Annotated in this window: 6 protein-coding genes and 2 tRNA genes; 1 reads left to right on the forward strand and 7 read right to left on the reverse strand. The window is 38.1% G+C overall.

Features of this window, described 5'->3' with window-relative positions; translation table 11 throughout:
* Positions 1–7 precede the first annotated feature (7 nt).
* Both rpsG and rpsL read right to left on the reverse strand, forming a co-directional pair.
* Positions 8–478, reverse strand: a complete 471-nt coding sequence (gene rpsG / locus NFR82_RS06595; protein ID WP_251717498.1) for a 30S ribosomal protein S7 — start codon at positions 476–478, stop codon at positions 8–10.
* 15 nt (positions 479–493) lie between these two features.
* A complete protein-coding gene (rpsL, locus tag NFR82_RS06600) occupies positions 494–901 on the reverse strand; it encodes a 30S ribosomal protein S12 (RefSeq protein WP_251717499.1) in 408 nt (135 codons plus the stop codon).
* A gap of 186 nt (positions 902–1,087) precedes the next feature.
* Here rpsL and NFR82_RS06605 point away from each other — a divergent pair, with 186 nt between their 5' ends.
* On the forward strand, positions 1,088–1,765 hold the full coding sequence (locus NFR82_RS06605) for a prepilin peptidase (protein ID WP_251717500.1): 678 nt from the start codon (positions 1,088–1,090) through the stop codon (positions 1,763–1,765).
* Between the two features lie 66 nt (positions 1,766–1,831).
* On the opposite strand, the gene rpoC is transcribed toward NFR82_RS06605, so the two are convergent.
* The 5 genes from rpoC to NFR82_RS06630 all read right to left on the reverse strand — a co-directional run bounded on the left by rpoC (position 1,832) and on the right by NFR82_RS06630 (position 12,255).
* A complete protein-coding gene (gene rpoC, locus NFR82_RS06610) occupies positions 1,832–5,503 on the reverse strand; it encodes a DNA-directed RNA polymerase subunit beta' (protein WP_251717501.1) in 3,672 nt (1,223 codons plus the stop codon).
* Between the two features lie 16 nt (positions 5,504–5,519).
* Complete coding sequence (rpoB, locus tag NFR82_RS06615; protein WP_277612424.1) at positions 5,520–9,167, reverse strand: DNA-directed RNA polymerase subunit beta; 3,648 nt, start codon at positions 9,165–9,167, stop codon at positions 5,520–5,522.
* A 222-nt stretch (positions 9,168–9,389) separates the two neighbouring features.
* Positions 9,390–11,879, reverse strand: coding sequence for an ATP-dependent Clp protease ATP-binding subunit (locus NFR82_RS06620; RefSeq protein WP_251717503.1), 2,490 nt, complete (start codon positions 11,877–11,879; stop codon positions 9,390–9,392).
* 188 nt (positions 11,880–12,067) lie between these two features.
* Positions 12,068–12,141, reverse strand: a tRNA-Pro gene (locus tag NFR82_RS06625).
* A gap of 39 nt (positions 12,142–12,180) precedes the next feature.
* Positions 12,181–12,255 (reverse strand) — tRNA-Gly (locus NFR82_RS06630).
* Position 12,256 lies beyond the last annotated feature (1 nt).

Genomic DNA, 12,256 nt, shown 5'->3' on the forward strand with positions numbered 1-12,256 from the left:
AATCAAATTAGAAGCGGTAGTGAGCAAATGCACGGTTAGCTTCAGCCATACGGTGAACATCTTCACGCTTCTTAACTGATGAACCAGTGTTGTTTGAAGCATCGATAATTTCGTTGGCTAAACGTTCATCCATGGTGTGTTCATTACGTAAACGTGCGTATGAAACAAGCCATCTTAAACCTAAAGTAGTTCTTCTTTCTGGACGAACTTCAACTGGGATTTGGTAGTTTGAACCACCGATACGGCGAGCTCTAACTTCCAAAACTGGCATAATGTTGTTCATTGCTTCTTCAAAAACTTCAAGTGGTTCCTTACCAGTCTTTTCCTTAACGATATCAAATGCATCGTAAAGAATTGATGATGCCTTTGCTCTCTTACCATCAAGCATTAAGTGGTTGATCAACTTAGTAACAAGCTTTGAGTTGTAAACTGGATCTGCTAAAACGTCTCTTTTAGCTACGTGACCTTTTCTAGGCATTATTTAACTCCTCCTTTAACCCTTCTTAGTACCGTACTTAGAACGACTTTGCTTTCTGCCTTCAACACCAGCAGTATCAAGCGCACCACGGATAATATGGTAACGTACACCAGGAAGGTCCTTTACACGTCCACCACGAATTAAAACAACTGAGTGTTCTTGTAAGTTGTGGCCTTCACCTGGGATATAAGCAGTAACTTCGATTAAGTTTGAAAGACGTACACGAGCGTACTTACGTAAAGCTGAGTTAGGCTTCTTTGGTGTCATAGTACCAACACGAGTTGCAACTCCACGCATTTGTGGTGCTGGGTTGAATACTAATTCTTTCTTCATACTGTTGTAACCGTAGTTCAAAGCTGGTGACTTTGATTTAGTCGTCTTTGAATGACGACCTTTTCTTACCAATTGGTTAATGGTTGGCATTAAATTTTTCCTCCTAAAAATAACTATTTTGTTCACACATCCGGGAGTTTCGTTTTTAGACTCACGAACATAATATTCAAAACATACAAACAACATTGTACTACCTTTTATCGATAAATCAAATACTTTTAAATAAAAAAGGACAAAAAAGAATTTTTTGCGTACTTAATAATGGAGGAAGTTATTATGTATAATTTTTTATTTTTAAATTTTTTTATCGGTGCATGTTTAGCATCCCACGCTTGTGTCATCTATGATCGATTTAACACGACAGACTTTTTACTTTCGCGCTCACGCTGCTTTAATTGCAATTCAGAGTTAAGTATTCTAGATGAAATTCCGATTATTTCTTTTCTTCTTTTAAGAGGTAAATGTCGCTACTGTAAACATGAAATCTCTAGTTCTTTATTTTTATTTGAATTATTTGGAAGTTTCTCATTTGTTTCTGTCGACTTCTTTTCGCAAGACGGATTGATTACTGTAATTTTCATTTTCTCGCTCCTTGTAATTGCCATCTTTGATTTTAAGGAACAAGAATTTCCAATAATATTGCTTTTGCTTCCAACCTCTGTAACTTTGCTTGCTAAAGGCAGTATGATCTTCTCCTATTCATTACTCGATTGGCTTGAATTAATCCCAACACTTCTTTTAATGACTTTTATGGTTCATAGAAAAAAGCTCGGTAGTGGTGATTTAATCATCTATATGCTGATTGCAGTTTTCTTTAATCCATTATTTGCCAATACCACTCTTTTAGTAGGAAGTAGCTTATTAGTTTTACAATACCTATTAAGTCGCAAAAATGAAGCTTATCCCTTTATTCCCTATATATATTTAGGAATGATCTGTTTATTGTTAATTTAAGACACAAAAAAATGCCTCTATCGATTGATAGAAGCATTTTTTCTTAGTTTCTCTAACAGAATTTATTTATTTTTGAGGATTTGCATCCTTAGCAGCCTCTTCTTCCTTCATTTGCTTTTCAATATCAGCAATTGAGTAAACTGATTGAGGCTTTTCAACATCAGCTTGTGGTTCCATGTTACGGTAAACAGGCATACCAGTACCAGCTGGAATAATCTTACCGATAATAACATTTTCCTTAAGTCCAAGAAGTGGGTCATTCTTACCACGGATTGATGCGTCGGTAAGAACACGAGTAGTTTCTTGGAATGATGCAGCAGACAAGAAACTATTAGTTTCAAGGGCAGCCTTAGTAATACCCAAGATAACACTTTGAGCAGTAGCTGGGATACCACCTGAAATAATAACTTCCTTGTTACGGTCCTTAAATTGACCGATATCCATAATTTCACCTGGTAAAATATCAGTTTCACCTGGATCAAGGATACGAACCTTTTGCAACATTTGACGAGTTAATACTTCGACGTGCTTATCAGAAATATCTACACCCTGCATTCTATATGCCTTTTGAACTTCGGCCAAGATATATTCTTCAGTAGTTAAAGTATCCGTAACTTGAATCAATTCCTTAGGATCAACAGAACCAAGAGTTAACTTGTCACCACGGTGAACTTCATCACCTTCAGAAACAGCAACTGAAGCAGTGTAAGCAACACTATAAGTTCTAGTATCAATCTTACCCTTAACAGTGATTTCACGAGTATGATCTGCTGAGTTTTCTTCAATTGAATCAACAATACCGTCAACTTCAGAAATTGTAGCACGACCTTTAGGATTACGTGCTTCGAACAATTCTTGAACACGAGGCAAACCTTGAGTAATATCTTCTGCACCGGCAACACCACCGTTGTGGAAAGTTCTCAAAGTAAGCTGAGTACCAGGTTCACCAATTGATTGAGCGGCAACAGTACCTACTGCTTCACCAACTTCAACTTCTTCACCAGTTGCTAAGTTCATACCGTAACACTTACGACATACACCGTGTGGAGTGTCACAAGTAAGAATTGAACGAATCTTAACATCTTGAACACCAGCATCAACAACCTTATGAGCCAAGTTTTCATCCATCATGACATCCTTAGCAACGATTGTTTCACCAGTTTCTGGATCCTTAACAGTTTCAGCAGTGAAACGACCAACTAAACGATCGAATAATGGCTCGATCATTTCGTCACCTTCCATGATTGCCTTAACTGTAATACCACGATCAGTACCACAATCATCATCACGGATAATAACATCCTGGGCAACATCAACAAGACGACGAGTCAAGTAACCTGATTGAGCTGTCTTCAAGGCTGTATCTGTCATACCCTTACGAGCACCGTGAGTGGACATGAATAATTCAAGCACTGACAAACCTTCCTTAAAGTTTGAAGTAACTGGAATTTCGAACAATCCACCGTTAGGAGTGGCCATAAGTCCACGCATACCGGCTAACTGAGTAAAGTTAGAAATGTTACCACGGGCACCTGAGTCAGCCATGACAGTGATTGGGTTACGTGGGTCATAAATTTGAGCAATTTCGTTTTGAACTTCATCCTTACATGCGTTCCAAATACTAATTACTCGATCGTGACGTTCTTGTTCAGTAATAAGACCACGTCTAAATTGCTTAGAAACAACATCAACTTGTTTGTGGGCCTTTTCTACCTTTTCGTCCTTATCGGCAATTTCAGGAACATCGTTCATACCAATAGTAATACCTGAAGTTGTTGAAGCAGTGTAACCTAACTTCTTCAAATCATCAAGATATTCTGAAGTTCTTTGAACCTTGTAGTATTTGTAGATTGTGGCAATTGAATCTGATAAGAAACTACTCTTGAATGGAGTATCAATTAAATCAGAAGCAACTTCATCAATCTTCTCATGAATATCTTCACCTTCATTTAAGAAATACTTTTCATTAAGTGGGTTGTTCAAGTTTTCTTCAGTAGGTTCATTAATGTAGAAGTAGTCTTCTGGGAATACTTCATTAAATACAATCTTACCGTAAGTAGTAATGAAGATACCATTTTCTTTACCTTCTGGCCATGACTTCTTAGGCATTGAACTTGCTGACATACCAATAATTGTATGGTAGTGAATATCACCATTTTCGTAAGCTACTGCAGCTTCGTCAGGTGAACTAAAGATCATTCCTTCACCTTCACGACCCTTTTCAGCTTGAGTTAACCAGTAGTTACCCAATACGACATCCTGTGAAGGAGTTACGATTGGCTTACCATCCTTAGGTGCCAAAATGTGGTGAGCTGCAAGCATAAGCAAACGTGATTCTGCAACAGCTTCATCAGACAATGGAACGTGGATGGCCATCTGGTCACCATCGAAGTCGGCATTGTAGGCTTCACAAGCAAGTGGGTGAAGACGAATTGATTTACCTGGAACTAAAATTGGTTCAAAGGCTTGAATACTCAAACGGTGAAGAGTAGGTGCTCTGTTCAAAAGAACTGGACGTTCCTTAATTACGTCTTCAAGTACATCCCAGATATCATCATCTTCACGATCAATCTTACGTTTAGCATTCTTAATATTTGAAGCAATTCCACGCTTAACTAATTCGTGCATTACAAATGGCTTGAATAATTCAAGTGCCATTGGACGAGGCACACCACATTGATATAACTTCAATTTTGGTGAAACATCGATAACCGAACGACCTGAGTAGTCAACACGCTTACCAAGTAAGTTTTGACGGAAACGACCTTGCTTACCCTTAAGCATGTGTGAAAGTGACTTAAGTGGACGGTTACCTGGTCCAACAACTGGACGACCACGACGACCATTATCAATTAAGGCATCAACAGCTTCTTGAAGCATACGCTTTTCGTTTTGAACAATGATGTTTGGTGCGTTTAAATCAAGTAATCTCTTCAAACGATTATTACGGTTAATAACACGTCTGTATAAATCATTCAAGTCTGAGGTAGCGAAACGACCACCTTCAAGTTGAACCATTGGACGCAAATCTGGTGGAATTACTGGAACAGCATCCATAACCATCCATTCAGGCTTGTTACCGGAATTCTTAAATGCATCTAAGATATCCAATCTTCTGATTGCTCGAGTACGCTTTTGACCAGTTACTGTTTGAAGTTCTTTCTTCAATTCAACAATTTCTTTATCAAGGTCAACCATCTTAAGCAAATCACGGATTGCTTCGGCACCCATCTTAGCAACAAAACGCTTGCCGTACTTAGCTTTTTGTTCACGGTATTCTGCTTCAGTCAATAATTGCTTTGGTTCAAGATCAGTATCACCTGGATCAATTACGATATATGCAGCAAAGTAAATAACTTCTTCAAGAAGTCTTGGTGAAATATCTAACACCAAACCCATTCTTGATGGAATACCCTTGAAGTACCAAATGTGAGTTACAGGAGCAGCAAGTTCGATGTGACCCATACGTTCTCTTCTAACTTTAGCTGAGGTAACTTCTACACCGCATCGATCACAAACGATGCCACGATATCTAACGCCCTTGTATTTACCACAAGCACAGGACCAATCTTTAGTAGGTCCAAAAATTCTTTCATCAAACAAACCGTCTTTTTCTGGCTTTAAAGTACGGTAGTTGATTGTTTCTGGCTTCTTTACTTCACCATATGACCAGCTTCTGATCTTATTTGGTGATGCAAGACCAATTTGCATACTTTCAAACTTATTTACGTCGATCAAAAGTTTAACCTCCTAATTACTTAGAAACTTTATCGTCGGATTCATCTACTGGAGTCTTTTCTGGCTTATCTGCAGATTCATTATCCTTGTCTTCTGATTTATCAGTTTCTGCGGCTAACTTCTTCTTTTGCTGCTCTTCAGCCAATTGAGATAGAGTATCAATATTTAGATGTTCATTAGAATCATCATCCATATCACGGAGTTCAATTTGATTATGATCCATATCAAGAACTCTAATATCCAAACCTAATGATTGCAATTCTTTTACAAGAACACGGAATGATTCAGGAACACCTGGCTTAGGAATTCTTTCCCCCTTAACAATTGCTTCATATGCTCTTACACGACCAACAACGTCATCTGACTTGTAAGTCAAGATTTCTTGTAATGTGTAAGCTGCACCGTAAGCTTCAAGGGCCCAAACTTCCATTTCACCGAAACGCTGTCCACCAAATTGTGCCTTACCACCAAGAGGTTGTTGAGTAACCAATGAGTAAGGTCCAATTGAACGAGCGTGAATCTTATCATCAACCATGTGAGTAAGTTTCAAGTAGTGCATGACACCAACTGATACACGGTTGTGGAATGGTTCACCGGTACGACCATCATAAACAACAGTCTTACCATCTTTATCAACACCTGCTTGACGAACAGTATCCCAAACATCACTTTCATCAGCACCATCAAATACTGGAGTAGCAACGTGGATACCTAATTGACGTGCAGCTGCACCTAAGTGAAGTTCCAAAAGCTGTCCGATGTTCATACGTGAAGGCACACCCATTGGGTTCAAACAAATGTCTACTGGAGTACCATCTGGTAAGTATGGCATATCTTCTTCTGGCATAACTGCAGCAACAGTACCCTTGTTACCGTGACGACCAGACATCTTGTCCCCAACTTGAATCTTTCTCTTTTGAGCAATGTAGACACGAACTAAGGTATTTACACCTGGTGAAAGTTCATCTCCACCTTCACGAGTATAAACCTTAACATCTTGAACGATACCGCCACCGCCGTGAGGTACACGGAGTGAAGTATCACGAACTTCACGAGCCTTTTCACCAAAGATAGCGTGAAGCAATCTTTCTTCGGCTGATAATTCAGTTACACCCTTAGGAGTTACCTTACCAACCAAAATATCACCATCATGAACTTCAGCACCAACACGAACAATACCGTCAGCATCAAGATCCTTCAATGCATCTTCACCAACGTTAGGAAGTTCACGGGTAATTTCTTCAGGTCCAAGCTTAGTATCACGAGCTTCTGATTCGAAGTCTTCAATACTAATTGAAGTGTAGACATCATCCTTAACCAAACGTTCTGAAAGTAAGATGGCATCTTCGTAGTTGTACATGTTCCAAGTCATAAACGCAATAAGTGGGTTTTGACCCAAAGCAAGTTCACCATGATCCATAGTAGGACCGTTGGCAATAACATCACTAGCTTCTACGAATTCACCCTTCTTAACGTTAGGTGTTTGGTTGTAAGACTTAGAGTTGTTAGAACGACGATACTTTTCAAGAACATACTTATCTAAAGTTCCATCTTCACGTCTAATTCTAATTTCAGCAGCATCTACATATTCAACAGTACCAGCTGCTTTAGCTAAAAGTGCTGCACCTGAATCGTGAGCTGCACGATATTCCATACCAGTACCAACAAGTGAACTATGTGGATTAATAAGTGGTGCTGCCTGACGTTGCTGGTTGGCACCCATCAATGCACGGTTTGAGTCATCGTTTTCAAGGAATGGGATACATGCTGAGGCAACAGACACAACTTGCTTAGGAATAACGTCCATATAGTCAATCTTATCTGGAGTAACTTCGACGTTATCTTCCTTTGAACGAGCCAAAATCAAATCTTGCTTAAATGAACCATCTTCATTTAATGGAGTGTTGGCACCGGCAATAATGTAATTATCTTCAACATCGGCAGTTAAGTAATCGATCTTATCAGTAACCTTGTGAGTCTTCCAAGATACACGACGGTATGGAGTTTCAATGAAACCATACTTGTTAATGATTGCGTATGATGCTAAAGAGTTAATCAAACCAATGTTAGGTCCTTCAGGAGTTTCGATAGGACATAAACGACCATAGTGAGTATAGTGAACGTCACGAACTTCATATCCGGCACGATCACGAGTCAAACCACCAGGTCCAAGAGCTGACATACGACGCTTGTGAGTTAATTCTCCAAGTGGGTTGTGTTGGTCCATGAACTGTGAAAGTTGTGATGAACCAAAGAATTCCTTGATACTTGCAACAATTGGACGAATGTTAATCAATTGTTGTGGAGTAACAGTTGAAGGATCTTGGATTGACATTCTTTCACGAACAACACGTTCCATTCTTGCTAAACCAATTCTGAATTGGTTTTGAAGAAGTTCACCAACACGACGAATACGACGGTTACCTAAGTGGTCAATATCATCAGTTGTTCCAATATTATCTTGAAGTGCCAAGAAGTAGTTAATTGATGATAAAACATCAGCTGGAGTTAAGTACTTAACATCTTCGGCGATATGACCATTAGAAATTAACTTAACTTCACGTTCAGGATCAACCTTTGAGAAGACCTTAATTTCTTGAACAGTAATAGGATCTGGCAAGACACCTTCTTTTGATGGTTCGTAAGTTACCATCTTGAAGTCATCACGATCAAGGTACTTTTCAAGATTATCCATTACTTCGTGAGTAACTACAGTACCCTTCTTAGCAATGATTTCACCAGTATCTGGATCAGCCAAAGTTTCTGCAAGAGTTTGACCGTATAAACGGTTCTTAAGTGAAAGCTTCTTATTGATCTTGTAACGACCGACTGGAGCGAGGTCGTAACGACGTGGATCGAAGAAACGAGCGTACAAAAGTGAACGAGATGAATCAGTTGTCTTTGGTTCACCTGGACGCAATCTTTCGTAAATATCCTTCAAAGCTTCTGCAACTCTAGAATCAGCAGGGTTCTTATGAACATCCTTTTCTAAAGTAAATTGCAAAGTATCACTTTGACCAAACATATCTAAGATTTCACCATCAGAACCAATACCCATAGCTCTGATTAATACAGTCAAAGGCAACTTACGAGTACGGTCAACACGTACGTAAGAAACATTCTTGGCATCATTTTCGTATTCAAGCCATGCACCACGGTTTGGAATAACTGTTGCACCAAAGATTTGACGACCGTTCTTATCAAATTCACCTGAGTAATATACACCAGGAGATCTAACTAATTGAGAAACGATAACTCTTTCGGCACCGTTAATGATGAATGAACCTGATTCAGTCATTAATGGCAAATCACCAAAGAATACGTCTTGAGTCTTAATTTCACCAGTTTCTTGATTGGTCAACTTCAAAGTTACGTGCATAGGTGCTGAGTAAGTAGCATCATGATCACGAGCTTCATCTACAGTGTACTTAGGCTTTTGTAAATTGTAGCCTACGTATTCTAATGAAAGCTTACCTGAGAAGTCGCCGATTGGCATAATATCATCGAAAACTTCTTTAATACCTTGGTCAAGAAACCATTTATATGATTCGGTTTGTACATCAGTCAAGTTAGGTAATTTCAAAACTTCTTTAATCTTTGAGAAACTACGTCTTGTACGATGCTTACCGTAATTTACTACATGTCCGTTTAGCAAGGAAAACATCCTTTCTGTTAGAGAAAGCAAATATTACAATTCTGTTACAAAATTAAAAAACTGGAATTTATGGCATAAAAAAGACAAAAACAACAAATGTTGTTTTTGTCTTTATCATTTTGCTGGACAATAGATCAGCAAAATCCTGAAACTCAGTCTTTTAAATCAAAAACTAGTTTATCTTATATATACCAAATTGTCAATCTTTGCAACTACAAATAAATTAATTTTCTATTTCTTTACTAATTCTTTAGAATTAACAATATCAAATTTCAATTTACCTCGATTAGAACCAATCTTCAAGGTATCGCCATCAATAAGATCACCATTAATAATCATTTCAGCAACCTTGTTTTCAATATTATTCTGAATTGCTCTTCTTAATGGACGAGCACCATTTTCAGGATCATATCCATCTTTAGCAATTGTATCTAATGCGGCTCTTGAAATCTTAAGTTCAATTCCCTTCTTTTGCAAACGAGTAACTAACTTGTGCGTTAAGAGGGTAACAATTTGACGAAGCTCTTCTTTATTAAGCTCATCGAAGATAATCGTTTCATCAATTCTGTTCAAAAATTCTGGACGGAAGAATTGCTTCAAAGCTTGCTTAACTTTATCTTCACGCATCTTAGCTTGACTTTCATCATTAGCATTAAAGCCAACCATGTTTGATTCAAATAAGCTTCTTGAACCTAAGTTTGAGGTCATAATGACAATCGTATTTCTAAAGTCGACTTTTCTTCCTTTAGAGTCGGTCAAGAAACCTTCATCTAAAACTTGTAATAGTAAGTTAAATACATCTGGATTGGCTTTTTCTACTTCATCAAGTAAAACTACGGAGTATGGATGACGACGAACTTTTTCTGAAAGTTGTCCACCTTCTTCGTATCCAACATATCCTGGAGCCGAACCGATCAACTTGCTACTTGCAATTTGATCCATGTATTCAGACATATCTACTCGAATAATATTATCTTCTGAACCGAACATTGTTGCAGCAACTGACTTAGCAAGCTCTGTCTTACCAACACCAGTAGGTCCTAAGAACAAGAATGAACCGATCGGACGCTTTTCATCCTTAATACCACTACGTGATCTGCGAATTGCACGAGCAACTGCATTAACGGCCTTATCTTGCCCAATAACCCTTTCATGGAGTACAGTTTCAAGATTGGCAAGCTTCTTGCTTTCATCTTGATTCATTTGAGTAACTGGAACTCCTGTCCATGATGAAACAACCTTAGCGATATCTTCAACATTCACGACTGCCTTATCACTTATTTGATCAGTCAAACTATCAACAAGCTTTTTACGAGTCTCGTTGAGACTGTTTTGCTTATCTTGCAACTTAGCGGCTTCGACGAAGTTTTGACTCGCAGCAGCAACATTCTTTTGATCAATAATTTTCTTTAATTGCTCATCAATTTGAAGTAGACGCTTATTTGAACCAACGCCATTTTTAATTTTTACAGCTGAACCTGCTTCATCAATTAAGTCGATTGCCTTATCAGGTAAATAACGATCAGAAATATATCTGGTAGAAAGATCAACCGCAGCCTTGATACTTTCATCAGTAATAGTTACATGGTGGAACTTTTCATATTTTGCCTTTAAACCTTCAATAATTTGAATTGTCTCTTCTGGAGAAGGTTCATCCAATCGAACTTGTTGGAAACGACGAGCTAAAGCTTTATCTTTTTCGATGTATTTTTGATATTCATCAAAAGTAGTTGCACCGATAATTTGAATTCCACCACGAGCAAGTGCAGGTTTCAAAATATTAGATGCATCAATGGCACCTTCTGCTCCACCAGCACCAATCAAAGTATGTAACTCATCAATAAATAGAATCACTTTGCCATCTTTTTCAACTTCTTGCAAAATGTTCTTCATTCTATTTTCAAATTCACCACGATATTTAGTACCAGCAACTAAATTGGCAAGATTAAGCGACATTACTCGCTTGTTTTGCAAATCGTGTGGTACATTTTTATTCACAATTGCCATAGCAATTGCCTCAGCAACCGCAGTCTTACCTACACCTGGTTCACCAATTAAAACTGGGTTGTTTTTTGTTCGACGTGACAAAATCTGAATCACGCGACCAATCTCTTCTTGACGGCCAATTACTGGATCAATTAGACCTTGTTTAACTCGTTCATTTAAATCAAGTGATACTTTATCAAGATTTGGAGTTGAACTCTTCTTAGTCTTTTTATCATTGGATGTTGCATTGGCAAACTCTGAATTATTATTCATCCAATTTTCAGCACCACCAAAGTCATCGATCTGATTAAGACCTTGTTCAACATCTGATCTTAACTGTTCAATATCAACATTAAGATTCTTCAAAATCAATGAGGATAATACTTGATCACTCGCAATTAGGCCCAATAAAATGTGACCTGTTTTAATTTCACCATCACCATTTTTAGCGGCTTTTCTTTTGGCATAATCTAAAACCAAGTTAAGTCGTGGTGAGATTTCCATATAATCTGTATTTGCGGCTGAACCATAACCTGTATAGCGTTCAATTTCTTCACGAACCATCGTTGGAGTAATATTCCATGCTCGTAAAATTTTACCTGCATCGCCATCTGATTCGATAATTAACGCTAACAATACATGTTCAGTACCAATTAATCGATTATGAAAATTTTGTGCTTGTTCACGTGCAATTTCTAAAACATGATTTGCACTTTTACTGTAAGAATTTTCCATGCAGACACCACTCCTTAAAAATCAATGGTAAATATTTTAGTCCTTTATCTCAACAAAGTAAAATCATTTATTTTTAGCTCAAACCATTATAACAAACGTATCTCCATTAAACTAAAAAAATACTTATATTTAGTAAGTCTTAAACTTCTTTAAAAAAATAGTCTAGGTAAAATTCCTAGACTGCCTTATCGGGAAAACAGGATTTGAACCTGCGACCTCTGCGTCCCGAACGCAGCGCTCTACCAAGCTGAGCCATTTCCCGAGTACAAAAAAGACTCACCGGAGGTGAGCCTTTAATCATTGGAGCGGAAGACGGGATTCGAACCCGCGACCCCAACCATGGCAAGGTTGTGTTCTACCACTGAACTACTTCCGCA

The sequence above is a fragment of the Lactobacillus agrestimuris genome, from assembly GCF_943193025.1.
GTDB lineage: Bacteria > Bacillota > Bacilli > Lactobacillales > Lactobacillaceae > Lactobacillus > Lactobacillus agrestimuris.